The organism is Hydrogenovibrio marinus, assembly GCF_013340845.1.
GTDB lineage: Bacteria > Pseudomonadota > Gammaproteobacteria > Thiomicrospirales > Thiomicrospiraceae > Hydrogenovibrio > Hydrogenovibrio marinus.
On record NZ_AP020335.1, the window covers coordinates 234,933 to 259,918 of the forward strand.

Below are 24,986 nucleotides of genomic sequence, written 5' to 3' on the forward strand. Positions count from 1 at the left end.
GACTTGCTTCGATTCAGTGTTTGAACGCTCTTATTTTATTTGCTTTTTCCTTGTTTCATTTACCTGTTATTTGGCTGGTAAAGGCTACCTCCTGTCTGATGTTTTTTCTGACGACAATCCGCTTCTGGCAACCATTTCAAATAGTCTATGGGTAGCATACGATTTCCCAATTTTTCATTCATAGCAACTTCCCATAATATTTAAATTGAATTTTTAAGTCAGTTTTTTCTGACCATCAAATGGTTTTGTGACGAGTCGTCAAAAACCACGTTTTAGATGAAAGGAGTTTTTATGAGCTTGCAATGGATCGGAACCTTGTTGACCTGGTTTATACCATTAAGCTTATTCGCGGTTGCCATGATGAACGAAAGAAAAGCGCGTTGGCAGTTGGCACGCGGTGTCAGCCTAATGGGTTTGGTTGTGGCAGTTTTCTTAGGTGTCTCGCTGTTTTTCGGATGGGTTTCACTGGATGGTAGCGAACGCTGGACCATTACGTCACCGGCCAGTCTGCTTATTTTGGGGCTGGTTAGTTTTATTGGCTTTATCAACGTTGGTTATTCGCGTGTTTATATGTCGGGAAATACCGAAGAGGAAACACGCTATTTGAGATGGCTGCTGGTGACACTTGGCAGTGTATTGACCGTAGTTATCACCAACCACATGTTGGTTTTGGTAGCAGCGTGGATCGCCATCAGCTTCAGTCTGCATAGATTGTTGGTGTTTTTCCCAAACCGCCAAAGAGCGGCGTTGGCAGCGCACAAGAAATTTATCTTTGCCAGAGTGGCAGAAGCCTTTTTGTTGGCAGCCATTTTGATTCTTTACTATCAGCATGGCAGCTGGTTTATCAGTGATATTCGCCAGCAATGGCTGGATAACCCTGTGTTGAGCCAAGCCGATAAGGTGGCAGCATTCATGTTAGCTGCGGCCGCACTGGTCAAGTGTGCGCAATTGCCGTTGCACGGCTGGCTGATTCAAGTGGTTGAAGCACCAACACCGGTTTCTGCGTTGTTGCATGCCGGCATTATCAACTTGGGGGGGTATCTGTTGATTATCTTCGCGCCGTTGATTATGGCTTCGGATGCCGCACAGTGGCTGCTGCTGATTGTCGGTGGGGTTACAACGGTGTTGGCCGCTCTGATTATGATGACGCGTGCTTCAGTCAAGGTGAGGTTGGCTTGGTCAACCATGTCGCAAATGGGGCTGATGCTCGTTGAGTGTGGTCTAGGCTTGTTCGAGTTGGCGCTACTACATTTGATTGCTCACTCATGCTACAAGGCCTACGCCTTCTTGAACTCTGGTTCGGAAGTGGACTCAAGCCTTAAACGCAGACTGTCTTTGTCTGAAACGCCAAGCCTCAAAGAGTGGATTGGTGCAGCGTTAGCATCTTTTGTATTGGTCTATGGTTTTGTCGCTTTGCTTGGTTTGTCAGGCCCTTACAGCCCATGGTTGTTGTTAGGTGTCGCGTTAACTTTGCTGATTGCCGAGCGTAATGGGAAACAAAAAATCGTTTCTTTTCTGGATATGTTCTCGCTGGCGGCGGCACTGCTATTTGTTTACTTTATTCAGAAATCTGGGGTCGGATTCATTTTACCGCCGATGGAAGCCAGTCTTGGTTGGATAGGAGACCTGTGGATCAGTCTGCTGATTGTCCTATTCGTATCAGGTTATCTGCTGGTCCACTATCAAGCCGATAGCCCTTCGGTCATTAAGTTTAGACGTGCGCTTTATGCAGGGTTCTATCTTGACGAGTGGGTGACTCGAATGAACTTAAGACTTTACCCGACTCGTCTACCGATGAGAGTCCAGCCTAAGAAGCTGCAAATTCCGAAAGAGGAGTTATATCAATGATGCGTTCAATACGAAAATCGAAATCGGATACGAAGACGATTTTGGCACAAGCCGTTGAATCTCATTTGTCTGATAATCAAAAACAAGCGGTGATGAAGGCTTGCGAACTGATCGCGCCGACATGGCCGTTGGATGAGTTGATTGCCGTTAACCCTTGGTGGGAAATGCGCGATATGCCCTTTACCAAGGTGTCGGCAAAAGTCAGTGCCTTGAGAAAAGCGCAATGCTTGATGTCTAAGTCCTACTTTCAGGAAGTTTGGATGGAGACTTTGTTGCCGGATCATTTGGAGCAGGCGGCACAGGATTTAGGTAAAGACTTTTCGGTTGAAACCCTGGAGCGCTATTTGATTGAAGATGACGAGCGCTCTCACTGGCACAATATCAGTGATTTGGTCGACAGTGGTCGTGACAGAAAATACAAAATGGCTTGGCGTGATGAAATTACGCATCAGGTCAGCCAGTTTTGCGCGGACTTCTTCCGTTTCAAAGCGAATGAAGGCAGTTATGGAACAATCTATAGTGGGCTGTATTCAGAATGGCTAGGCACCACCCGTCAAGACATGGGGATAGAAATCCTTATGGCGGAAGACGGCTTGACCCAGCATTTTCTTGATTTGCCGGAAGATCCGGAAACGTTATTGGCAACGGCACTGGTCGAGTTGCGTGTGTCTGATGACGTGGTAACGGACTACATGCAAGCTTTGTTAATGGATGTAAACGGTTGGGCGTCTTGGGTTGCGTATTTGCGTTGGCAAGATCGTCTCAACGGTTATGACAACCAGTTGATGATTGAATTCCTGGCGATTCGCGTTGCTTGGGAGTTGGTATTGTGGCGTCATCAACGCGACAGAGATCGTAGTGTTTTCAATGAATTGAAAGTCATGTGGTTACATCAAATGAACATTCTTCCTGAGTTGATCAGAATGCATGAAGCGGCTCAGGAGAAACTGTGGGTTTGGCAACGCGCGAGTGAAATCGCCTATCAGACCAATGTCAGTCAACAGCTGAAACATTCATCGGATAGAGCGGAGTTTGAAACGCCATCAGAAGCACAGCCTGTTTTACAGGCGGCGTTCTGTATTGATGTTCGTTCGGAAGTTATCCGTAGAGCGTTGGAGAGCCAGGATTCACACATTGAAACCATTGGGGTAGCGGGGTTCTTTGGTTTGCCGATCGAGTATCATCCAGTTGGCACCGACGTGTCTCGCTCGCAATTGCCGGGTTTGTTGAAATCTGGTATTAAGGTTTCGCCGGTACTGCCGGCGCTGACCAAGTTAGATGCCAGCGCCAAGCTTAACAAAAAAGCGCGTTGGATTGAGTGGGGTAATGCTGCGCCGGCAACCTTCAGTATGGTTGAGGCAACCGGGTTGTTATATGCTTTTAAACTGTTGCGTAACAGTTTGTTCCCGCATGACTATGAGCATCCGGTGAACCATTTACCGACATCCGATAGTTTTGAACTGACTCAAGGTGAATCTGAGCTTTCAAATGAGCAAAAAGCAGATTTGGCAGCAGGGATTCTTACCGCAATGGGCTTGGATCGAAACTTCGCGGAAACGGTGTTGTTGGTAGGACATGGAAGCAGCAGCTGCAACAACCCTCATGCCGCAGGTCTTGATTGTGGGGCTTGTGGTGGTCAAACGGGCGAAATCAATGTTCGTGTATTGGCTTTCCTGCTCAATGACAGCGCTGTGCGTGAGACCTTGAAGAAAAAAGGGATTGAGATTCCAGCCAACACCCGTTTTATTGCAGCGATGCACAACACCACGACGGATGAATTCACGTCATTCGGTCCGGAGAAAGTGAGCGAAACCGTTAAGGAATGGTTGTCTCAAGCGACGGTACTGGCAAGACAGGAGCGTGCGATTCGTTTGGGTCTGTCTCATCTTGAGCAAAACGAAGTTCATGAGCGCATCAAACGACGTGCAAAAGACTGGTCTCAAGTAAGACCTGAGTGGGGGCTTTCCAATAACGCCGCCTTTATCGTTGCGCCAAGACACCGTACACGACATGTGAACTTCGAAGGGCGAAGCTTCCTGCATGATTATGACTGGCAGCAGGATAAGGATTTGTCTTTGCTGACACAAATCATGACCGCGCCTATGGTTGTTGCGAACTGGATCAATCTTCAGTACTACGCGTCGGTTTGCGACAACTTGGTTTACGGTAGCGGTAACAAGGTACTGCATAACGTTGTTGATGGTTGTATCGGTGTTTTCGAAGGAAATGGTGGTGATTTGAGAATCGGTCTACCGCTTCAATCCTTGCACAACGGAAATACTTGGATGCACGAACCTCTGCGTTTGAGCGTCTATATTGATGCACCGCTGGAAGCGATTGCTGAAGTTGCAGCAAATAATGAGGTTGTCCGTCAGTTGATTGATAATGAGTGGCTTTATTGCTTCCGTTGGGATCATGACGGTTCTGTCGAAAGGTTCTTAAGCTCGAAAGCTTAAGGCTTATCTATGGCTAGAAGGGCGCCCGCTCTTCTGGTCTTTTCCATTCTTAAGACTCTCTATCTGCTATCAGTGTTTCGCGCTGCACGCCATTTTTTTAATTAATTCGTTGTGAGGATGCTGTGGTGCCAAGATAACTAAGGTAAGTAACCCAACCTGGTAGATTTTTAATTCACTGTCAAAATCTGCCAGGTTGGGGGTTTATGCCTGCGCAAGCTGTGGCGCTTCTTGAGCGGCGGTTTCCAAATAATTGAAAATCCCTTGCCCTAAAAGCGCATTGACATTCAAGACGATGACCATCAGATCTTCGTGGTCCTGCTTGCGAAGGTTGGCGACGCCTTGTATATATTGATCGCTGATACCCTCATTGCCCTGAAACGCTGGTACGCCCTGAAGGGTTGTTATATTGATGTTTTCCACATCGCTGACGCCATCCACCACCAAACCAACGGTTTTATAGTTTCCGGCTTCATCCTGCTCCATCGACATTCTGGTGATAATCACCACTGTACTGTCGTCATAAGTGGCTTTGCCTATCTGGAAACGGTTTCGCAGATCGATTATCGGTACGATGGCGCCACGGATATTGATGACGCCCTTGATGAAATTAGGCATTTCCGGCAATTGCGTGGTTTTCTCCCAGCCCCGGATTTCCTGCACCCTAAGAATATCCAACCCATAAAGTTCATTGCCGAGAATGAACGTCAGGAACTGGGTGTGGGAGGGTGAGTTTTCCTCAGCGATTTGGTTGTCCAGGTTATTCATCGTGTCCATTAGAATTCCCCCCATTCATCGCTGTCAGCTTTGTTCGCTGAAGGCTCTTGTTTAGCAACCGCTTTGACTGGCGCAGCAATAGGTTTTACTTCAGGTTTTTTTGGCAAATGAGGTGTGTGCTTGATTTCGCGGCCGGTTTTGAAAAATGCCATGTCGTGACTCAATTGGTTAGCCTGGTCACTCATACTTTCTGCTGCGGCCGAAGTCTCTTCCACCAAAGCGGCATTTTGTTGAGTCACTTCGTCTATTTGAGAAATCGCCTGGTGTACTTGGCTGATGCCGGTCGCCTGCTCGGAAGATGCCTGTGCGATTTGCCCAATCATTTGCGTGATAGACTCAATCGAAGAATTAATGTTGCCTAACATCTCACCCGATTCACTTGCTAGGTTCGAGCCTTGTTTCACTCTATCCGAGGTTTCATCAATCAGTTTTTTGATGTCTTTAGCGGCCTCGGCAGATTTTTGTGCCAGTGAACGGACTTCCCCTGCCACTACTGCAAACCCGCGACCATGATCGCCAGCTCTAGCGGCTTCAACCGCAGCGTTCAGTGCCAACAAGTTGGTCTGGAAAGCGATACCGTCAATCAAGGTGACGATTTCAGCGATTTTATGGCTGGATTCCTCAATGGCATTCATGGCTTCAATGGTCTGATTCATGACCTCTGTGCCTTCGTTCGCTTTTTTCTGAGCGTCAGTAGACACTTTAGAGGCATTTTGGGCATTTTCGGTATTTGCTTGTACGGCAGAGTTCATTTGATCCATAGTCGCGCTGGTTTCTTCAAGCGCAGCGGCTTGTTGTTGAACACGTTCGCTCAAATCAAGCGCACCTTGCTTAACTTCATTCGACGCATTAGAAACAAACTGAGAAGAGCTGATTGCACTGACAATTACGCCCTGAAGTTTTTCGGACATATCCTGAATGTTAAAAGTCAGTGATTCGATTAGTGGTCTAAACATGCTAACTTGTCTGTCATTAAGGTGTTGCTTCATACGAGCGGTTAAATCGCCTTCTGCAAAGTGTTCAAGAACACTTCCGGCATCATCGATAACGTTTTGAAGCAGTAAGGTGTTTTCGTTTTTGCTGACATCCACAGCATACTTGATGACCTTAATGGCGTTGCCCTTTTCATCAAGAATAGGGTTGTAGCTTGCTTCAAGCCAAATGTCCTGCCCGTGTCGAGTAACGCGTTGGAAAGTGCCTGATTTATATTGACCTGCTTTCAGATCCTGCCAGAAGGTTCTATATTCTTCACTTTCGGCATAGTCCGGTTTAACGAACAGTCTATGGTGCTTCCCTTGAATTTCGCTAAGTTGGTAGCCCATTGCTGCCATAAAGTTATCGTTGGCATTGAGGATGTGACCATCCAAATCAAACTCAATCACAGCCATTACTCGATTGATGGCATCAATTTGACCTTGATTGATGATTTCCTGTTGTACTTCGGCGGTTATATCCGAAGCAACTTTCACCACTTTATAGGCTTTGCCGTGCTTATCAAATAAAGGAGTGTAAGAGGCCTCCAACCAAACTTCATTGCCGTTTTTATCGATACGTTTATATCTTCCGGAAACAAATCGCCCTTCTTTCAGGGAACGCCAGAATTTTTGGTAATCCGGATGGCTATTTTCTTCTGCGCTGACAAACATACGATGATGTTGACCAACCAAATCAGCGGCTTGGTAGCCCATTGTTTTCAAGAAATTTTCATTGGCAGTTAAGATGTTGCCATCTACATCAAACTCAATCATTGCTTGAGATCGACTAATGGCATCGATTAATGCGTTTTGTTCAAAAATGGTATTTTGAGCGTCATTTAATTGGTCTTTGTATTTTTGGCAGAACATGGTTTGTCCCTCCTTATTAAGTTGGGAGATTATCCATAAATGGGCGTAAAAACCCGAATTTAAGTTTTTTATATCTTAGTTGGGTATATTTTAGCATTCAAAAAAATCAATTTAAACCTTTTTGTGCGATTTATTCGTTTTTTGTTTGTTTGAGACTTTGAGTGATCGCAGGAAAGAGGGGGGAGTGGATTTGATATAGAAGACAGAATGGGTATGAAAAACCACCAGATTTGGTTTCGAAAAGATATTTTGAATAAATTTGAAATTGTATTTGACAGCCTTTGAACCCATCTCTATAATACGCAAATTCAAAAAACGGCCACATAGCTCAGTTGGTAGAGCAAAGGATTGAAAATCCTTGTGTCCCTGGTTCGATTCCAGGTGTGGCCACCACATTGCGAGCGTGGTGGAATTGGTAGACACGCCAGATTTAGGTTCTGGTGCCTTTGGTGTGAGAGTTCGAGTCTCTCCGCTCGCACCACATTCGAAGCCCGAGTAGTTTCTACTTGGGCTTTTTTATGCCCGTCTTTCAGGAATTGTTCGATTTTAGATTGTATTCGTAGTTGATGAAACTGCGAATAATATCGGCTTGAATTGGCTTGTGAATGACCACGATATCTTTGGGTAGACGTTCTCTATCTACTTGCTCTTGCGGTACTGCTGTAACAACAATAATGGTAGTGTTTGCGGTTTCTTCATTATTGCGTAGCGCCTTTAGCATGTCGTACCCGTTCATGTTTGGCATCATAAGATCTGCAAAGATGATTTGTGGCTGTATTTTACCGATCATCATCAAACCTTCGTAGCCATCATTGGCAACATGGACAAGGATGTCTAGATTTAATCTCTGTACGATGCTGCTAATGAGTTGTTGGGTAAGAGGATCATCATCGACAATCACTACTTTAAAGGGGCTGTAGCTTCCAGTCTGTTCTATGGACTCGGTCTGGTCTGGTGAGGCTTTATTATTAAACTTCTGGATGTACTCGTTAACGGAAGAGCGAAGCAACCTGCGGTGCCCACCTGGTGTTTTCCATGTTTTTAAAATGCCTTCATCAGCAAGGCGCTTGACGACGGTTTTTGAAACCCCGATGATCTCACAGGCTTCGGTGGTGGTTGTGTATTCGTTAGGCTGCATATTTACTGTCTTATTTCTTAATTTAGTGTGTAGAGATATATTATTCTTTTTGTTCGTATTGTGCAAATAATTTAAATATTACTTTTTATAAGGGAATGGCTGTGCAGGGTATATGTGCGCAAATACCTTTTTGAGTCAGTTTCTTCTAGTTTGGTGCAAATTTAATAAATTTTGGTTAGTAATTTTTCTTATTATGATTTAACTGATTGTTAAATTAAGTTTTCTATTGGTTAGCCTGAAAATTGCTTTACTTTAATGGGTTGTTCAATGAGGAGTAAAGGCAATGCGTACGGCACTCAAAGAGTACAAAGTCGGTACTGGATATGATGAAGTTCTTGGTAATTCCGGTCAGCCGACGTCAGCAGCATCAGAGCTGGTGAATCATCTTAATACCCTATCACTGTCAGATGTAAAGGAATTACAGAAGAATGCCGAAGCAACGATTGCTCAGTTGGGGATTTCATTTACGGTTTACAGTGATGAAGGTAATATCGATCGCCTATGGCCATTTGATCTATTGCCAAGGGTAATCGATGCAGAAGAATGGAAGCAGGTCTCCGAGGGGTTGAAGCAAAGGCTGAAGGCGCTCAACCTGTTTATCGAAGATATTTACAATGATCAAAAGATTTTAAAAGCCGGTATAGTCCCCGCTGAAATTATTTTGTCCTCCAAGGATTATCGCCCTGAATGCGCCGGGATGAAACTCATGCACCACTCCTGGGCATGCATTTGCGGTACGGATTTGGTACGTGACGATTCCGGTAGTTTCTATGTGTTGGAAGATAATCTTCGCGTTCCTTCAGGTGTTTCCTACATGCTGGAAAACCGCGCGGTCATGAAGAGTGTGATGCCAGATGCGTTTAGAGACATCTCCATCCTGCCAATGAATCAATATCCCTATGAACTTTTGTCGATGCTACGTTCTATCTGTCCAACAGATACCCCTCACCCCGAAGTGGTGGTGCTAACGCCGGGTATTTTCAATTCTGCTTACTATGAGCATGCGTTTTTAGCACATGAAATGGGGGTGGAATTGGTTGAGGGCAGTGATTTGGTGGTCGGTGATGATGACTGTGTTTACATGAGAAACATAGATGGTCTGCAGAAAGTGGATGTCATTTATCGACGCATTGATGATGCTTTCATTGACCCCGAAGCGTTTAATCCTGATTCTGTGCTGGGAATTCCGGGATTGATTCGCGCATGGAAAGCTGGCAATGTCGGCATCGCCAATGCGCCTGGCTGTGGTGTTGCGGATGATAAGGTGCTTTATGCCTATGTTCCTGAAATCATCCGTTTTTATCTGAATGAAGAGCCGATTTTGCCAAATGTACCGACCTATCTGTGTAGCCGAGAAGAAGACCGAAAGTATGTTTTGGAGCATCTAGAAGAACTGGTTGTCAAGCCTGCGAATGAGTCCGGCGGCTATGGACTTTTGATTGGTCCTAAAGCCTCTCAAGAAGAAATCGAGCAGTTTCGCCAACTGATTGAAGATAACCCGAGAAATTATGTCGCCCAGCCGACGCTGTGTTTATCGACCGTGCCGACCTTGTGCGACGAAGGGGTTGAGCCAAGACATGTCGATTTGCGCCCCTTTATCCTGCAAGGGAGTAAGTCTTATGTGACGGCAGGTGGTTTGACACGTGTCGCCTTGGTGAGAGGATCTCTCGTAGTGAACTCTTCACAAGGTGGCGGCAGTAAAGATACCTGGATTGTCAAAAAGGAGGGCGCATAAATGTTGTTGTCTAGAGTTGCAGAGCGCCTTTATTGGTTGGCAAGATATATTGAGCGTGTCGAAAATACAGCAAGGCTGTCAAAAATTCACTCGCAGTTGATGTTCGACTTGCCGAAATCGGTCAAATTGAATTGGTATACCCTAGTGGAAATTACCAGTAATGAAGATTATTTCGACGAGCACTATGATGCACGTACCGAAAAAAATTGCATGTGGATGTTGCTGGGAGACAGGAACAACTCGGCATCTTTGATTTCCTCATTATGGTGGGCACGCGAAAACATTCGTACCACACGCGATTCTTTGCCGAGGGAAGCATGGGTTTATATCAATGAAATCTACCTTTATGTGAAAGATAATATTGATGATCTTCAAGTGAGAAGTCGACGTAATGCATTGTTGGAAAAAGTCATTCGTACATGCCAGGCAATATCCGGCATGTTGATGGGAACCATGAGTGATAATGCGGCATTTCGATTTCTGATGATGGGGCAGTTGATTGAACGAGCCGATATGACGTCTCGTATTTTGGATGTGGGTGGTTACTTCGCAGCACAAGAATATAATCCGGAAGAAGTCGAACAATATGGCAGTATTTTGTGGGCGAATATTTTGAAATCCATCGGTATCTATTTTATGTACCGTCAGGCGGTGCAGATAGAGATTAACGGGAATTCGGTTATAGAGTTTTTGGTGTATGATGACAGGCAATTCCGTTCCATCAAGTATTGTGCAAACAAAATGCATGAGTTGGCGAATATTTTGCCTAACTCAAGAGAAGTTCTGAAAGTCATCAAGCAACTACAGGATTTGATTGATCAGCCGCCGGAAATGGAAGCCGGGTCTACCACGCTTCATGATTATCTTGACGTGCTACAGTTGAAAATTTCTGCTATTCACAATGCTTGTTACCGCACATGGTTCTACCCGGAAGTGGAAGCGGTTTCAGGAAGCGTTCAATAAGGAGTGTTATCGCGGTGAAGCGTTTTTTTTGCCAATGTGGGCAAGAGGTTTTTTTAAACAATCTGTTTTGCGAAAGCTGTGGTCGTGATTTGGCCTATGATCCGTCGATTCAATCCATGTGGAGCGGTGAGTTGACGGATAATGGGTTTGTGCCTCATTCTCAAGATGGTGATGATGCTCACGCCCCCATGAAGACTTGTGAGAATCGAAGTTACCCGGTCAATTGTAATTGGTTGGTGACCGATGAAAATGCATGTCAGTGCGTATCCTGTCAGACGACAAGAACTATTCCTGATTTGTCAGCACCAAAGAACCCGCAAAGATGGCGTATTCTTGAACGCTCCAAAAGGCATCTTTTTACAACATTGTTATTGCTGAACTTGCCAATACGGAATTATCGACAAATTGAGAATGGGCTGGTTTTCGACTTTTTGGAAGATAAGCGAACCAATCCGAATGTTGATTTGGAGCATGTCCTGACGGGGCACTCTCATGGGCAGATTACGCTAAATGCTGCTGAAGCTGATGAGGGCTTCCTGCACACGATGAAAGAAGAAATGGGGGAACCTTACCGTACGGTACTAGGGCATTTTCGACATGAAATCGGTCATTATTACTGGGATAAACTCATTAATTCGCCAGAACGATTGGAAGCCTTCCGAGAGCTATTTGGCGATGAGCGCAAGGATTATGACAAGGCACTTCAACGTTATTATGAAAACGGTGCGCCTGAGTTCAGAAGTCATCAATATATTTCCATGTACGCCAGCAGCCATCCATTTGAAGACTGGGCGGAAACCTGGGCGCACTATATGCATATAGTCGATACTCTGGAAACCGCGGTGAGTTACGGTCTAAGTGTTTACAAGCCGAAAGTAAACGATTTCAACAGTTGGTATTCTGAGTGGGCGAGAGTTGCACAGGTGATGAATGCTTTAAATCGTAGTATGGGGCACGTGGATGCTTATCCTTTTGTATTGACGGACATTGTTAAAAGTAAATTGAAGTTTATAGACAAGGTTGTAGACAGTTTTTCCGAAAAGAAAAATACTTGAATTAAGATTGAGTTATCGAATTTTTTGCCGATAAATTAGTGTGAATTCTGTACACTTAAAAAGTGAACTTTCGGAAAATGACTATGGCTAAAAAACGCTTCGATACGGATTTGGATAGAGAGTGGATTGGTATTCTAGCTAAAATGCCACTGGAGCGCCGTCGTATGGAAGTGAAACACTGCGACTTACATTCTCTGGCAAAAGCCCTTTCAGATTATCCAAGCTGGAAAGCAGAACGAATTGCTGAAGCTTTGCAGCCACCTGTATCTCAAGAATTCATCAAGGCAGTCAAAATCTATAAAGGGGAGTTGCCTTTCCCTAAAAAGCTTAGAAAGCGTGTTCCCGTCTTAAACAAGATGCGTATGACGATGTCTATTTTGGCAGTTGTTGTCCTAGTTGCGTTGATCTTTGTTCTGAATGTTTACTTTCCATCCAATTAACACAATGCCTCAGTAATAACCTTTCTTTGCTCTGTGGTGTTTCCGCTCAAAGGGGAAGTCTATGAAGTCGCTGTATCTTTTGTTTGCTCTTTTAGGGGTGGCTACCGCTGCCAATGCAATGGATGTATCACCTTATCATGTTGGACAGAAGCTTGACGCAAAACAGGCGAAGGCTTTAGTCGAGAAAGCGAAAAGTCGTTCCAAGAAAGACTGGGTGTTGCCTAACGGAGGTTATGAACATGAACCTAACGCGGATGAGATTCGCTATGGTATAGCCTTGTTGTCTAATACGGTGAAGCTGGTTGGGCCCAAGGTCGCTGATGTCAAAATGCGTTATTCCGGAAATTCATTGAATTGTACGAGTTGCCACTTGGCGAACAATGCCGGTTTGCCGGGAACAGTTCCCTATGGTATTCCATTGGTGAATGTTATGAATGACTACCCGAGTTTTCGTTCAAGAAGTATGTCGATTGGTTCACCGGAGGATAGGGTCAATGGCTGTATGACAAGAAGCCAAGGTGCGGGACATCCTTTCCCGAACGACTCGAAACAGATGAAATCGATCATTGCCTATTTTACTTGGTTGGCGAAAGATACTAAATCGGGTCAAGCCATGAAAGGTACGGGACTGATTAACGTTAAGTTTCCGGATAGAAAAGCCGATCCGAAAGTGGGGCAGACGCTTTATGGGCAATTTTGTATGAGCTGCCATGCTGCAGGTGGGGCAGGGTTGAAGTCTCCGACTTATGCTCAAGACGGCACATACACTTTTCCACCACTGGCAGGAAAGGACTCCTTTAATGATGGTGCGGGTATGAGTCGCCTAAAGACGGCAACGCGCTTTATTTATGGCAATATGCCGTTGGGGACTCATGCCGACCAACCTGTGTTGACGGTCAGTCAGGCTTATGACATTGCGGCCTATGTTGAGTCGTTGCCAAGACCAAAAAAGGCTGGCAGAGAGCATGACTTCCCGAATCCGAAGTTCCGTCCAGACGACTATCCGGTTCCTGCTTATTTCAAAGGGAATAAAGCGGCGCTCGAAAAAGCGAAATATGGTCCTTACGACAAATAAGGGAAGTCCAGAAACAAAAAAGCCCGCTTTATGCGGGCTTTTTATTGAGCAGGTAGTTTTATTCTTTAGAACGACCTGCTTTTTTACGTTCGTTTTCGGTCAATAGCTTTTTACGAATACGAATGCTTTCTGGAGTGACTTCAACCAACTCATCATCATCGATAAACTCAAGCGCTTGTTCAAGAGAAAAGCGAATTGGCGGTGTTAGAACTTGTGCTTCGTCTGTACCTGATGCACGCATGTTGGTCAGCTGCTTCCCTTTTAGAGGGTTTACCGTTAGGTCGTTTGCGCGACTGTGCAGACCAATGATCATACCTTCATAAACCTCTTCACCATGACCGATATACAGACGACCACGATCCTGTAGGTTGAATAGGGCAAAGGTTAATGCTTTACCTTGACCGATAGAGATCAACACACCATTGGTACGTTCACCCAAAGTGCCTGCAAACTTAGGACCGTAATGAGAGAAGCTTGAGAAGATCAAACCGTTCCCTTGGGTTGCCGTCATAAACTCAGTACGGAAACCAATCAAACCACGTGAAGGGATGATGAAGTCGATACGCACGCGACCATGTCCATCTGGCACCATGTCTTGCATTTCAGCTTTACGTTGCCCTAGTTTTTCCATGATGGTGCCTTGCGCGTCTTCAGGGACATCAACGGTTAGGTTCTCATAAGGTTCTTGTATTTCACCGTTAACTTCTTTGAAGATAACTTCAGGGCGTGAAATCCCCATCTCAAATCCTTCACGACGCATGGTTTCGATCAGTACGGACAAGTGAAGTTCACCACGACCAGAAACACGGAATTTATTCGCGTCTTCAGTATCTTCAACGCGCAACGCAACGTTGGTTAGCAGTTCTTTGTCTAGACGCTCGCGGATTTGGCGAGAAGTCAGTAACTTACCTTCTTGTCCTACGAACGGAGAATTGTTGACTTGGAAAGTCATGCTAACAGTCGGTTCGTCAACCGTTAATGGCGGTAATGCTTCAACGGCATTAGGATCACAAAGTGTGTCTGAAATGTTCAGAGGATCCAAACCAGAGAATGCGATGATGTCACCAGCGTGAGCCTCATCTACATTGATACGCTCAAGGCCTAGGTAACCAAAGATTTCGCCCACTTTTCCATTACGTTTAGCACCGTTTTTATCGATAATCGAGAGGCTCATACCTGCTTTGACTGAGCCACGTTTGATACGTCCGGTTCCAATAATACCCTTATAGGTGTCGTAGTCCAGGGAAATACATTGCATTTGGAAAGGGCCTTCGAAATCGACATCAGGCGGGCTTACTTTTTCAACAATCGTTTCAAAAATAGGCGTCATATCCCCTTCGCGAACAGATTCATCATGTCCTGCAAAACCGTTCAATCCAGAAGCATAGATAACATCGAAATCCATCTGTTCATCTGTTGCACCTAGGCGGTCAAATAAATCGAAAGTTTGATCCAGTACCCAGTCAGGGCGCGCACCTGGACGGTCAATTTTGTTGATGACTACAATCGGGTTAAGTCCTTGTTGTAGTGCTTTTTCGGTTACGAAACGCGTTTGAGGCATAGGCCCTTCAACCGCATCAACCAGCAGCAGTACAGAGTCAACCATCGACAAGATACGCTCAACTTCACCACCGAAGTCGGCATGGCCCGGGGTGTCTACGATGTTGATACGGTAGTCGTTCCAGTTGATCGCAGTGTTCTTTGAAAGAATGGTGATACCACGTTCTTTTTCCAGATCGTTCGAGTCCATGACGCGCTCACCCAGGTCTTTTCGAACATCGTCGAAAGTACCTGACTGCTTAAGTAACTGGTCGACAAGGGTTGTCTTACCATGGTCAACGTGGGCGATAATCGCAATATTGCGGATATGATCTGCTTTCATGAAGAACGCTCTCTGGAAAATTAAAAGAGCGTATTATACTGAAAAGCAGAACCGTTTTTTTTAATTGATTGAAATAATTGGTCTTTTAAATAAAAAAGGCGACAAAAATGCCGCCTTTTTACGAAAAGTCGCTTCAGGAGTCGCAACTGTTATCTGGGCAATGAAGCTTGGCTTTGTTCTCGTCGTCCAAATTCAAGGCTTTATGACGGCGAGCCATCATCAAGTAAGTTTGTAACAGGCCGTATGCCATGGTGCCGATGAGCAGCCCGATCAAAGCGAAAATCGCGCCGATTTTCCCTTCTCCGATCATTGCAGGGATTGTGCCCGGACAGGATGCGCTCATTCCCCAGCCGATACCGAAGAGCAGTGCGCCAACCATCAGACCTTTCTGGTAAGGCTTTTTGACGAAATCTACTTCATTTCCTGTAGCGATTGCGCGTACTTTGAGACGTTTCAAGATCAGAACCCCAACCATCGCAACCGTTACCGCGGTGCCGATGACGATCATCAACTGGAAGTTTTCAAACAAAAACATTTTGGCATGAAAGTCATAGGTGGTCGCACCTGCATGGCTCATCAGAAGCCCAAAAATAATGCCTGTTAGCAGTCCGAAAAAGTTGTTTCGATAAACAAATACAAACGAAACCACATAGTTACGGATGCCATCTTTTACTGGTAATTCGTGCATCGTATTCTCTCCTAGGTTCCGAACAGCAAACGTGTGGTAATAAAGGCGCTGACAAAGAAGATTGTGCCAGCTAAAAGGCTTGGAGGGTTCAGCATTGCACCACCCACAAGAGCATGCCCTGTTGTGCAGGCGCCTGCCAAGCGCGCGCCGAAGCCTAACAGTGCGCCACCTAGGATTAGCCAAATTGCTCTACCGGCATCGGTTTGAGGGAAGATGGTGTCATACATCCCCATGTCGAAAGAAAAATGCCAAGGCTCGGGTGAGGAAAGGGTGCTCAAAAAACCACCGAATGGAATGCCAATCAAAAACCACAGTCTTGAATTGTTCAGGTTGGAGTACTCACCAACACGGAAGTATTCAACCTTTTTGAAGATCAGTCCGCAGAAATTTCCGTACCCTGTTGAGCAACCGGCAGGCTTCCCCATGAGCCAGAAATGAAAGATAACAAATAGCCCGATTGCTAAACCAGCAATCCAAGGACTCCAAACCACGATTTCCATGCGTTTTTACCTTAAAAAAATCAACTAAGTGCTGCTATTTTATGGCTAGGTAAATCCATCTGCAAAATGAGGTTTTTTGCTTCGCCATAAGAAAATTTAATGGAATAAAATTATTATTTATTCGTATTAGAGTATTAGTATATTCTTAATAATAAAAAAGGGAGCCATTGGCTCCCTTTTAAACGCAGTGATCTTGAATTATTGTAGGTCAAGAACGTCTTTGTTTAGTTTTTGCGTGAATGGTAGGTTGTCGTTCATCCAGCCTACTTTGTTACGCTTACCATGGTCAGCTTTGTTTGGACCACCTTGGAAACCACCAACTAGTGTATAAGCATGAGTGTAACCCGCTTTAGCCATCATGTTTGCAGCAACAGCTGAACGGTCACCAGAGCGGCACATGAAGATGATTGTTCCATCTTTACCAAGACCGTGCGTTTTAGCCAAAGCTTCAACGTCTTTTACAAAGTTTTTGTTTTTAACCGTCGCGAAACGTTTTTTCTTAGCGTCATATTTTGAGAAATCGCGATAAACAAGAGGGATGTTTTTGTCGATATCAGTTGGTACACCAACGAATTCTAGTTCTGCAGGTGTTCTAACGTCGATGAAAAGAACCTTTTCACCACCTTTCTTTTTCATTTCATATGCTTCATGTGGAGATGCATATAGGCCAAGAGTTGTTTGTTTCTTCTTGCTTGATGGCGTTGGAGCCGCAAAAGCAGAAACAGAAGATAAAGCGAAAGTTACTGCTGCGAAGGTAAGTAATAGTTTTTTCATTATCATATCCTTAGATAACTATTTTTATAGTAAAGTTCATGACTCGAATGTCCGAGAACATAAGCATAGTAGCAACTCTTAAAATTAAGCGCTAAGAAATTTTTTTTTGCACTTATAAAAGCGTTTGATAGTTGTGATGGGGATTAGGGTTTGCTAGTTCGCGACAGGGTTAATCTGAGACAACTTTATTCTTTCCACCTTTTTTGGCGGCATACATCGCATCGTCAAGACGGTGGAAAATACTGTCTTGCGTATCACTTTTCTTGCAGGTGGTGACACCGATACTGACGGTAATCGGTTTGCCGCCAAGTTCATTGAGGACAGGGTCAAGTTCGATTTTCGTGCATAGTTTCTCCGCTATTGCACTAGCTTCATTTAAGGACGTGTCGTTTAGCGCGATGATAAACTCTTCGCCACCCCAACGAGCAATCAGGTTACTATCGCCAAAGTTGGAAAGCAGAATCTGTCCGATTCTAGCCAGCACGTTATCGCCCACTTGATGCCCAAGTTCATCGTTGATTTTCTTGAAGTCATCGACATCAAAAAATATCAGGCTAAGCGCATGATGATTGTGCCTTTGGTATTGAGGGAGCAAGCTATCAAAGTACTCATTGAATGAACGGCGATTTTTCAATTTCGTTACCGGGTCATTGTGAGCGAAATACTCCAATTTACTGTTGTAGCGGCGCACAATGGCAAGTACAAATAAGGTAACAATCAGTGTGATGACCAAAGAGATTGATAAGTTCAAATAGAAAGTACGGCGTACCTGCTTGGTGAAATCATCCAACTTTGCTTGCACAATCAAGTACGAGTCCAATTCGGGAATATATTGGGTGTTCAATAAAAAGCGCTGACCTTTGTTGGAATACTCCAGCACTTTTTTGGATTTGGAGAATATCTGGTTTTTGATGTGATCCAGGTTAGGGATGTCCGAGATATTCTTCAGCTTGTTGACTTCACGCTCACGCAAAATCACCTTCCCGGTCTTGTTGATGAAGAATACGGTGAACTGATATTGGGTACGGAAGCGTTTCAAAATATCGTCAATATAAGACATTCTCATGCCTATTCCGGTCGCACCAAGCAGTCGGCCATCTGAGCCGGTAATCTTGTGGTTGATGAACATGATCATGCTGTTGCTGAACTTGTCGTTGTAGTCCAGATTGATCTCATGACCTTGTTTCTCGTTTTTAAATCGGAAATACCATTGGTTGTCCGGTTTATCCGGGTTCAACTTTTCTACAAACCCTTTTTGCGAGTAATAGCGGAGCGTGTCTTCAGAAACCAAAAACGTGAGGAACATGCCATATTTCTTCTGGATGGTTTCCAGATAGTTTTTGATTTTTGTGGTGTCGTCTTCATCATGCAATAACCAGTGTTGCACAAAGGTGTCATGCGCCATGATCGATGAAATCAGGTTAGGCTGAACAATGTTGCGTTGAATTTCAGTTGAAATGTTGTCGACAGACAGGGGAAGAGAACGGGTTTTCAGCTCTTTTTGTTTAGCGTTAAGCGAAACAGAAAAGTTAATCAGAGATATTGAAATCGATAAAAATACCAGCAATAACGAGATTGCAGCAACAATTTTAATATTGGAATCGACTTTCACAGCCAAATGAAACCTTGGTTCGTTGATTAGAAAAAAACTTTCACAATTATAGCCAAATAACCTCCTCAAAGACCTCAAAAATCATAGGGAGATTTTGGGGAATTAATTGGCGAAGTCTTCCGGGTCGTAACCCAAGTTCGGCGCCAGCCAGGTTTCAGCTTTTTCAATGCTCCAGCCTTTACGCTGTGCATAGTCTTCGACTTGATCGCGACCCAACGAACCAACACCAAAATAGCTCGATTCAGGGTGTGCAAAGTAAGTTCCCGAAACCGCCGCAGTTGGCGTCATGGCAAAATTTTCGGTAATCTCTAAGCCGATTTTGGCATCAGGTTGCAGGATTTCCCAAATGGTGCCTTTTTCAGTATGGTCTGGGCAAGCAGGATAGCCAGCAGCTGGACGAATACCTTGGTAACGCTCTTTGATCAAATCTTCGTTATCCAGGTTCTCATCTGAGGCATACCCCCAGTCTTCTTTACGGACGATTTCGTGTAGCTTCTCTGCAAAGGCTTCGGCAAAACGGTCGGCAAGCGCTTTCAGCATGATGGCGTTATAGTCATCGTGGGCTTTTTCAAAACGCTCGACATGCTCGTCGATACCGATGCCTGCTGTCACCGCAAACAAACCGACATAGTCAGCAACGCCACTTTCTTTTGGCGCAACGAAATCAGATAGACAGCCGTTGGCACCACCACGCTTTTTCTCTGCCTGTTGGCGAAGGTGGTGCAGTTTATGCGCCACTTCACTGCGGGTTTCATCGGTATAGATTTCAATGTCGTCACCTACGCGGTTGGCAGGGAAGAAACCATAGACGGCTTTTGCGGTCAGCCATTTTTCATCCAGAATTTTTTGTAGCATGGCTTGTGCATCGGCAAAGAGTTTCTTCGCTTCTTCACCGACGACCTTGTCCTCAAGAATGCGAGGGTACAAGCCGTGTAATTCCCAAGATTGGAAGAAAGGCGACCAGTCGAAACGCTCGACCAGTTTTTCCAATGGATAATCTTCCAGGACTTTGGTGCCGAGGAAACTCGGTTTGCCCGGCGTGTAGTCTTGCCATGCATCTGTAGTAAGTGATGGGTTTTCACGTGCCTTGTTGATTGGAATGCGCTTGACCTGCTTGGCACGTGCTTTACGTTCTTCACGCACCTGCTCGTATTCGGCGCGGATTTTTGTTGCGAAGTCGACTTTTAAATCCGGAGAAATCAAGCTTTGTGCAACACCGACGGCACGAGAGGCGTCTTTGACGTAAACCACCGGATGTTCATATTGTGGTTCAATTTTTACCGCAGTATGCGCTTTGGAAGTGGTGGCGCCACCAATCAACAGAGGTAGGTTCATGCCGCGCTCTTTCATCAGCTTGGCGACATTGACCATCTCTTCCAAAGAAGGGGTAATCAAACCGGATAGACCAATGACATTCGCGCCTTGTTCAGTGGCGGTATCAAGAATCTTTTCCGCAGGCACCATCACGCCAAGATCAATGACCTCGAAGTTATTACATTGCAGTACCACGCCGACGATGTTCTTACCAATATCATGTACGTCACCTTTAACGGTCGCCATGACGATTTTGCCTTGCACCTGGCCTTCGGATTTTTCTGCTTCCAGGAATGGGTCAAGATAGGCTACGGCGCGTTTCATGACGCGCGCGGATTTAACCACTTGTGGCAGGAACATTTTCCCGGATCCGAACAGGTCGCCGACCACGTTCATGCCGTCCATCAATGGACCTTCAATGACATTAATCGGCGCACCAAGTTTGAGGCGAGCTTCTTCGGTATCATCTTCGATATAGTCGGTGATGCCTTTCACCAAGGCATATTCCAAACGTTTTTCGATAGGGTTTTCACGCCATGATAAATCGGCAACTTTGCTCGCTGCCGAACCATCGCCACGGAATTCTTCGGCCACTTCCAGTAGGCGTTCTCCGGCTTCCGGGTCTTTGTTGAGGATGACGTCTTCTACCGCCAAACGCAGTTTTTCCGGTAGGTCGTCATAAATCGCCATTTGCCCAGCATTCACAATCCCCATGTCCATGCCTTCTTTGATGGCGTAGTAAAGGAATACCGAGTGAATCGCTTCACGAACCGGGTTGTTACCACGGAAGGAAAAGGACACGTTGGACACCCCACCGGACACTTTTGCGTGTGGTAGGTTTTGTTTAATCCAAGTCACGGCATTGATGAAATCTAAACCGTAGTTATTGTGTTCTTCAATCCCGGTGGCGACGGCGAAAATGTTCGGGTCGAAAATAATGTCTTGCGGCAGGAAACCGACTTTCTCAGTCAGCACTTTGTATGAGCGAGAACAGATTTCTATTTTGCGCTCCAGCGTGTCTGCCTGACCAACTTCGTCGAATGCCATGACGATGGCTGCTGCACCATATTTTTTCACCAGTCTGGCTTGTTCAATGAACTTTTCTTCGCCTTCTTTCAAGGAAATAGAGTTGACGATGCCTTTGCCTTGAATGCACTTCAAGCCGGCTTCAATGACTTCCCATTTGGAAGAGTCGATCATAATCGGTACGCGGGACGCTTCCGGCTCGGAGGCCAGCAGGTTTAAGAAGCGGGTCATACAAGCTTTGGCGTCCAACATGCCTTCGTCCATGTTGACGTCGATAATCTGTGCGCCTTCTTCTACCTGTTTAACGGCGATTTCAATCGCTTCGTCGTAGTTGTCTTCGATAATCAGGCGTTTGAATTTTGCAGAACCGGTGACGTTGTTACGCTCTCCGACGTTGACGAACAGTGAACTTTCGTCAATATTTAGCGGCTCGAGGCCAGACAAGCGACACGCTGCTTTCACTTCAGGCAGTTGACGGCGAGGATGTTTCTGCGCGACTTCCGCCATGGCAGCAACGTGATCCGGCGTAGTACCGCAACAGCCACCGATAATGTTGATCCAGCCTTTTTCTGCCCAAACATTGATTTCAGCCGCCATTTGTTCCGGGGTTTCATCATATTCGCCAAACTCGTTCGGCAGACCGGCATTCGGGTGGATAGACACATAGCTTTCGCAAACTCGGCTCAATTCTTCGACATATGGGCGAAGTTCTTCTGGCCCCAAGGCACAGTTCAGACCAACCGATAATGGTTCGGCATGCGCGACCGCATTATAAAACGCTTCGGTGGTTTGACCGGAAAGCGTACGACCAGAAGCGTCGGTAATGGTGCCGGACAACATGATCGGTACTTCATAACCGACTTCGTCTTCCACTTCTTTGACGGCGAAAATCGCGGCTTTGGCATTCAGTGTGTCGAAGATGGTTTCAATCAGGATGGTGTCGACGCCGCCTTCAAGCAAAGCGTGAGTTGCCTGCTTGTAGGCTCCGACAAGTTCATCAAAAGACGTGTTGCGGAAGCCCGGATCATTGACGTCAGGTGAAATCGATGCAGTACGGTTTGTTGGCCCAAGCACCCCGGCAACGAAACGCGGTTTACCATCTTCCTGTTCGGCGATGTCGCAGGCTTCTCGCGCCACTTTGGCGGCAGCTAGGTTTAGCTCGGAGACGTAATCCTGCATGTCGTAATCGGCCTGTGCGATGGTGGTGCCGTTGAAGGAGTTGGTCTCGATGATGTCGACGCCATTGCGCAAAAACTGTAGATGAATATCGCGAATAACTTCCGGTTGGGTCATCACAAGGATGTCGTTGTTGCCTTTGATATCCATGTGGTAGTCGGCAAAGCGCGTTCCGCGAAACTCCTCTTCGGTTAACTCCAGGCCTTGGATCATTGTTCCCATTGCGCCATCAAGCACCACGACGCGTTCGTTAAGTAGAGTTTTGAGGAGGTTAAGTCTGTCTGTTCTTGTTGTCATTGCCGGTTATTCAATTCAGTCATCGATAAACCGCGTATTTTACCCGAATAGCCGATGAGTTCCTAATCTTGCTTACTTGTTGGTATGTTTGCTCAAGATAATTGATAAAATCTGCCAGGTTGGGGGTTGGCTTAATCGGACGATTGGCGTTTGCTGTCGCGCCTTGCATTGCGTGATTTTGCGTTGCGTGCTAACTTGTTTCTCTCTAATCTGTTTCTGAATGTAAATCTATTTCCATGCTTGGCACTTTTTCTATTCTATTACCTATTTTCGGCCTGATTATTGCCGGATTTTTGAGTCGCAAAACCAAGGTTTTGGGGGCGACCGCTGCCAGTGAACTCAACCGTTTCGTTGTTTGGCTGGCACTCCCGGCATTGTTGTTCGACATCATGGCGAACAGCCATTGGTCTGAGCTGTATCTGCCGAACTTCATCAGTGTTTACCTGATTGGTTCGGTGATGACTTTTTTACTGGTGCTTGTATGGCGACTTAAGCAGGGACGTCCCTTGGCGGATGCGAGTATCGATAGTGTGTCGGCGGCCTATTCCAATGCGGCGTATGTCGGTTTTCCTCTGTTGTTTTTGGTGTTCGGTGCAGCTGGGCAAGTGCCGACGACCATCGCCAGTATCATTGTCGTAAGTGTTGTTTTCGCAATGGCGATAATTTTGATTGAGGTAGGACTTCAGGCAGAAGTCGCCTTGCATATTAAAGCGAAAAACGTCCTTAAAGCGGTGTTCCTCAATCCGTTGATTTTGTCTCCAATCGCCGGGGTTGCGGTGGCGGCTATGTCTATCCATTTGCCACAAGGTGTGGAAACTTTTTTGAAACTTTTGGGCAGTGCGGCGAGTCCTGTAGCACTGGTGAGTTTAGGGTTGTTTTTGGCGGACGCCATGGTAGCTCAATCGACGGCTGCAAAAAATCATGGTGGTAGTTCTTCGAGTAAAACGGCTTGGACGCTAACGTTTATTAAGCTGATTATCCAACCGCTATTGGTGGCTTGGCTGGCGCTTTATGTGTTTGACATGAATCACGAATTGGCAATGATGGCGATTCTCCTGGCGGCTTTGCCGACAGGCACCGGGCCTTTTATGTTGGCAGAGTATTACCGGCGTGAAGCGGTGGTGACCGCGCAAACCGTGCTGTTTTCTACGGCGGTTTCCTTGCTGACTTTATCGGTCCTACTAGCGTTTATCAAATAGCGCTAAAGGTATTGCCACCAGCGCACAGCCGGTTCTTCGGCAAGCATGGGGCGAATGAATCGCTCCACTTCTTTTTCCTTGCCTTGGTTGCTATAGGCCATTTCATTGCGGGTGAAGTTTTGCAAGATGCGCTCCCGTGATTGCTGTTCCTTGCCGTCGGTCAAACCCGGATGGTGACGCAATACGAAATCCGGTTGGAAAAAGAAGTAGGTGTAGTCAAACCCATACGGGTTTCTAGGGTGCTTTAGCGGGTAGCAAGTACCGAAAGCGGTCAAGAAGAAGGGTTCACCTGCCCAAGACATTTTCCAGCCGTCGGCTTCAATGTCTTGTTGTAAGCAGTCGGAATGGACGGGGTCAATGTCATTCAAAGCGGTTAGAAAGCGAGCAACCGTTTGCGCCAGCTGGTCAACAGTGTCACTGTAATAAGCCGGCATCCTCAAGGCGTAGCCTTTAAGTTTTTCTTTCTTACTGACGGTCATGAAACGGAAAAAACCTTCAGCGAAACGCTGCACATTCTGTTCAAAAGTCAGGTTGTCATGCCATTTATCCGCTCCCCAGTATTTACCTGTTTGCGCGAAGATGCATTGGGTTTTGTCAACCGCACCTAAAAACTGACGATGGGTCGAAGAAAACACCGGTTCGTACGGGGCTTCATCACGCGCGAACTTTTGTAAGGTCGTCATACTCCCTGCCCAATGCGCTTCCAAATCTTTTAACTGAGAAGGGAAGTTGACTGCCAACATGGCAAACAGCCGATTGGTCAGGTCTTGAACGCTCGGTAAATGGTTTTCCGGAATAGGGCTTTGGATGTGTATCGAGTCATAAAAACGCAGGGTTTCAGCCAACTGTTTTAAGGTTGGGAGCAGGTTTTCTTCCTCAAAAGTTTCCGCATGCTCCGGCTTTTGGCAGTGGTTGAGAAGGCGATCGGCAAAGACGTAATGGCGATAGGCGGTTTGCAAAATCACAAAGCTGAGCAGGGATTTGACACCTTGGTCTCGCCAGTTGCTGTACTGTTCGAGTTGTTGCACCAAATATTCGATGAGGTTGATGGTGGTTTGGTTGTTGAGCTGCAAGTGCTGCTCGGTGGCAAAGGCCTCGGCGCGGCGTTGCGCAATCACGAATTGTTTGAGTAGGTTAATCACTTCCACATGTCCTTGTCTTAACTTGGCTCACTTAATTCAGAACGGGAT

19 protein-coding genes and 2 tRNA genes are annotated in these 24,986 nt (G+C 45.8%); 10 read left to right on the plus strand and 11 right to left on the minus strand.

Going from position 1 to position 24,986, the window contains the following annotated elements; all coding sequences use genetic code 11:
- Positions 1-59 precede the first annotated feature (59 nt).
- Positions 60-182, minus strand: coding sequence for a hypothetical protein (locus HVMH_RS11845; RefSeq protein ID WP_269473357.1), 123 nt, complete (start codon positions 180-182; stop codon positions 60-62).
- Between the two features lie 109 nt (positions 183-291).
- Between HVMH_RS11845 and HVMH_RS01035 the strand changes: the two genes are divergently transcribed.
- Positions 292-1,848, plus strand: coding sequence for an NADH-quinone oxidoreductase subunit L (locus HVMH_RS01035; RefSeq protein WP_029910929.1), 1,557 nt, complete (start codon positions 292-294; stop codon positions 1,846-1,848).
- On the plus strand, positions 1,845-4,304 hold the full coding sequence (locus tag HVMH_RS01040) for a YbcC family protein (protein ID WP_029910926.1): 2,460 nt from the start codon (positions 1,845-1,847) through the stop codon (positions 4,302-4,304). The genes HVMH_RS01035 and HVMH_RS01040 overlap by 4 nt, the downstream gene beginning before the upstream one ends.
- A 201-nt stretch (positions 4,305-4,505) precedes the next feature.
- Here the strand turns inward: HVMH_RS01040 and HVMH_RS01045 are convergent, their stop codons facing one another.
- Positions 4,506-5,078, minus strand: a complete 573-nt coding sequence (locus tag HVMH_RS01045) for a chemotaxis protein CheW (protein ID WP_029910924.1) — start codon at positions 5,076-5,078, stop codon at positions 4,506-4,508.
- Positions 5,078-6,922: a methyl-accepting chemotaxis protein gene (locus HVMH_RS01050; protein ID WP_051623046.1), complete on the minus strand. Its 1,845-nt coding sequence runs from the start codon at positions 6,920-6,922 to the stop codon at positions 5,078-5,080. Before HVMH_RS01050 ends, HVMH_RS01045 begins: the two co-directional genes overlap by 1 nt.
- 317 nt (positions 6,923-7,239) lie before the next feature.
- Between HVMH_RS01050 and HVMH_RS01055 the strand changes: the two genes are divergently transcribed.
- Both HVMH_RS01055 and HVMH_RS01060 read left to right on the plus strand, forming a co-directional pair.
- A tRNA-Phe gene (locus HVMH_RS01055) sits at positions 7,240-7,315 on the plus strand.
- A 4-nt stretch (positions 7,316-7,319) separates the two neighbouring features.
- A tRNA-Leu gene (locus HVMH_RS01060) sits at positions 7,320-7,403 on the plus strand.
- 48 nt (positions 7,404-7,451) lie between these two features.
- On the opposite strand, the gene HVMH_RS01065 is transcribed toward HVMH_RS01060, so the two are convergent.
- Positions 7,452-8,060: a response regulator gene (locus tag HVMH_RS01065; protein WP_029910920.1), complete on the minus strand. Its 609-nt coding sequence runs from the start codon at positions 8,058-8,060 to the stop codon at positions 7,452-7,454.
- Between the two features lie 283 nt (positions 8,061-8,343).
- Between HVMH_RS01065 and HVMH_RS01070 the strand changes: the two genes are divergently transcribed.
- From HVMH_RS01070 to HVMH_RS01090, 5 genes are all read left to right on the plus strand, one after another.
- The gene (locus tag HVMH_RS01070) at positions 8,344-9,795 is read left to right on the plus strand and encodes a circularly permuted type 2 ATP-grasp protein (protein WP_029910918.1); all 1,452 of its coding nucleotides are present in this window, start codon (positions 8,344-8,346) and stop codon (positions 9,793-9,795) included.
- Positions 9,796-10,758: an alpha-E domain-containing protein gene (locus HVMH_RS01075; protein WP_232087782.1), complete on the plus strand. Its 963-nt coding sequence runs from the start codon at positions 9,796-9,798 to the stop codon at positions 10,756-10,758. It begins immediately after the preceding gene.
- Between the two features lie 14 nt (positions 10,759-10,772).
- Complete coding sequence (locus HVMH_RS01080) at positions 10,773-11,813, plus strand: zinc-binding metallopeptidase family protein (protein WP_029910913.1); 1,041 nt, start codon at positions 10,773-10,775, stop codon at positions 11,811-11,813.
- An 83-nt stretch (positions 11,814-11,896) separates the two neighbouring features.
- On the plus strand, positions 11,897-12,253 hold the full coding sequence (locus tag HVMH_RS01085; RefSeq protein ID WP_029910912.1) for a hypothetical protein: 357 nt from the start codon (positions 11,897-11,899) through the stop codon (positions 12,251-12,253).
- 61 nt (positions 12,254-12,314) lie between these two features.
- The gene (locus HVMH_RS01090) at positions 12,315-13,328 is read left to right on the plus strand and encodes a c-type cytochrome (RefSeq protein WP_081822727.1); all 1,014 of its coding nucleotides are present in this window, start codon (positions 12,315-12,317) and stop codon (positions 13,326-13,328) included.
- 58 nt (positions 13,329-13,386) lie between these two features.
- On the opposite strand, the gene typA is transcribed toward HVMH_RS01090, so the two are convergent.
- The 6 genes from typA to metH all read right to left on the minus strand — a co-directional run bounded on the left by typA (position 13,387) and on the right by metH (position 22,597).
- On the minus strand, positions 13,387-15,210 hold the full coding sequence (typA, locus tag HVMH_RS01095) for a translational GTPase TypA (RefSeq protein WP_029910906.1): 1,824 nt from the start codon (positions 15,208-15,210) through the stop codon (positions 13,387-13,389).
- A 133-nt stretch (positions 15,211-15,343) separates the two neighbouring features.
- A complete protein-coding gene (locus HVMH_RS01100; RefSeq protein ID WP_081822726.1) occupies positions 15,344-15,898 on the minus strand; it encodes a DUF6691 family protein in 555 nt (184 codons plus the stop codon).
- An 11-nt stretch (positions 15,899-15,909) separates the two neighbouring features.
- Entirely contained in the window at positions 15,910-16,398 is a 489-nt protein-coding gene (locus tag HVMH_RS01105) for a YeeE/YedE family protein (protein WP_029910895.1), read from the minus strand.
- Between the two features lie 198 nt (positions 16,399-16,596).
- A complete protein-coding gene (locus HVMH_RS01110; RefSeq protein ID WP_035628958.1) occupies positions 16,597-17,172 on the minus strand; it encodes a rhodanese-like domain-containing protein in 576 nt (191 codons plus the stop codon).
- A gap of 169 nt (positions 17,173-17,341) precedes the next feature.
- Complete coding sequence (locus HVMH_RS01115) at positions 17,342-18,784, minus strand: sensor domain-containing diguanylate cyclase (protein WP_029910889.1); 1,443 nt, start codon at positions 18,782-18,784, stop codon at positions 17,342-17,344.
- 102 nt (positions 18,785-18,886) lie between these two features.
- Positions 18,887-22,597, minus strand: a complete 3,711-nt coding sequence (gene metH, locus HVMH_RS01120) for a methionine synthase (protein ID WP_029910886.1) — start codon at positions 22,595-22,597, stop codon at positions 18,887-18,889.
- Positions 22,598-22,833: 236 nt separating this feature from the next.
- Here metH and HVMH_RS01125 point away from each other — a divergent pair, with 236 nt between their 5' ends.
- The gene (locus HVMH_RS01125) at positions 22,834-23,796 is read left to right on the plus strand and encodes an AEC family transporter (RefSeq protein WP_029910882.1); all 963 of its coding nucleotides are present in this window, start codon (positions 22,834-22,836) and stop codon (positions 23,794-23,796) included.
- Between the two features lie 2 nt (positions 23,797-23,798).
- On the opposite strand, the gene HVMH_RS01130 is transcribed toward HVMH_RS01125, so the two are convergent.
- On the minus strand, positions 23,799-24,938 hold the full coding sequence (locus HVMH_RS01130; RefSeq protein ID WP_155837672.1) for a YqcI/YcgG family protein: 1,140 nt from the start codon (positions 24,936-24,938) through the stop codon (positions 23,799-23,801).
- Positions 24,939-24,986: the final 48 nt, after the last annotated feature.

Coding starts and splice junctions, on each gene's coding strand:
- HVMH_RS11845 (WP_269473357.1), bottom strand. CDS start 182: ATGAATGAAAAATTGGGAAATCGTATGCTACCCATAGACTATTTGAAA.
- HVMH_RS01035 (WP_029910929.1), top strand. CDS start 292: ATGAGCTTGCAATGGATCGGAACCTTGTTGACCTGGTTTATACCATTA.
- HVMH_RS01040 (WP_029910926.1), top strand. CDS start 1,845: ATGATGCGTTCAATACGAAAATCGAAATCGGATACGAAGACGATTTTG.
- HVMH_RS01045 (WP_029910924.1), bottom strand. CDS start 5,078: ATGGACACGATGAATAACCTGGACAACCAAATCGCTGAGGAAAACTCA.
- HVMH_RS01050 (WP_051623046.1), bottom strand. CDS start 6,922: ATGTTCTGCCAAAAATACAAAGACCAATTAAATGACGCTCAAAATACC.
- HVMH_RS01065 (WP_029910920.1), bottom strand. CDS start 8,060: ATGCAGCCTAACGAATACACAACCACCACCGAAGCCTGTGAGATCATC.
- HVMH_RS01070 (WP_029910918.1), top strand. CDS start 8,344: ATGCGTACGGCACTCAAAGAGTACAAAGTCGGTACTGGATATGATGAA.
- HVMH_RS01075 (WP_232087782.1), top strand. CDS start 9,796: ATGTTGTTGTCTAGAGTTGCAGAGCGCCTTTATTGGTTGGCAAGATAT.
- HVMH_RS01085 (WP_029910912.1), top strand. CDS start 11,897: ATGGCTAAAAAACGCTTCGATACGGATTTGGATAGAGAGTGGATTGGT.
- HVMH_RS01090 (WP_081822727.1), top strand. CDS start 12,315: ATGAAGTCGCTGTATCTTTTGTTTGCTCTTTTAGGGGTGGCTACCGCT.
- typA (WP_029910906.1), bottom strand. CDS start 15,210: ATGAAAGCAGATCATATCCGCAATATTGCGATTATCGCCCACGTTGAC.
- HVMH_RS01100 (WP_081822726.1), bottom strand. CDS start 15,898: ATGCACGAATTACCAGTAAAAGATGGCATCCGTAACTATGTGGTTTCG.
- HVMH_RS01105 (WP_029910895.1), bottom strand. CDS start 16,398: ATGGAAATCGTGGTTTGGAGTCCTTGGATTGCTGGTTTAGCAATCGGG.
- HVMH_RS01110 (WP_035628958.1), bottom strand. CDS start 17,172: ATGAAAAAACTATTACTTACCTTCGCAGCAGTAACTTTCGCTTTATCT.
- metH (WP_029910886.1), bottom strand. CDS start 22,597: ATGACAACAAGAACAGACAGACTTAACCTCCTCAAAACTCTACTTAAC.
- HVMH_RS01125 (WP_029910882.1), top strand. CDS start 22,834: ATGCTTGGCACTTTTTCTATTCTATTACCTATTTTCGGCCTGATTATT.